The sequence below is a fragment of the Pseudomonas brassicacearum genome (assembly GCF_003732265.1).
GTDB classification, from domain to species: Bacteria; Pseudomonadota; Gammaproteobacteria; order Pseudomonadales; family Pseudomonadaceae; genus Aquipseudomonas; species Aquipseudomonas brassicacearum_D.
This window is the reverse complement of sequence record NZ_MOBK01000044.1, coordinates 1-323: the sequence shown is the minus strand read 5'-3', so window position 1 is coordinate 323 and position 323 is coordinate 1. Positions and strand designations below refer to the sequence as shown.

Here is a 323-nt window from a genome sequence, read left to right as displayed (position 1 = left end):
TCGATTCAATCTGGCCTACCTGCATTTCGTCGAAGGCGCCACCGCCACATCTCGAACCGTGCCCGCGGGCGTGGACCTGGACGCACTGAGTGCGCAGTTCGAAGGCCCGTTCATTGGCAACAACAACTATGACCTGGCGATGGCGCTCGAGCGTCGGGCGCAGGGCCGCATCGACGCGGTGGCGTTTGGACGCCTGTTTATTGCCAACCCCGATCTGGTGGAACGTCTGCGGCACGGTCTCGAACTGACCATTGCGCCGCGTGAGAGTTACTACGGCGGAGGCGCCAAAGGCTACATCGATTGGCCCACCGCTAACGCCTGAA

1 protein-coding gene is annotated in these 323 nt (G+C 62.2%); it reads left to right on the top strand.

Annotation, left to right across the window (positions count from 1 at the left end):
* Positions 1–322 (top strand): oxidoreductase (locus tag BK660_RS29955; protein WP_473087015.1); only part of this gene is annotated, 322 nt, incomplete at its 5' end.
* Position 323: the final 1 nt, after the last annotated feature.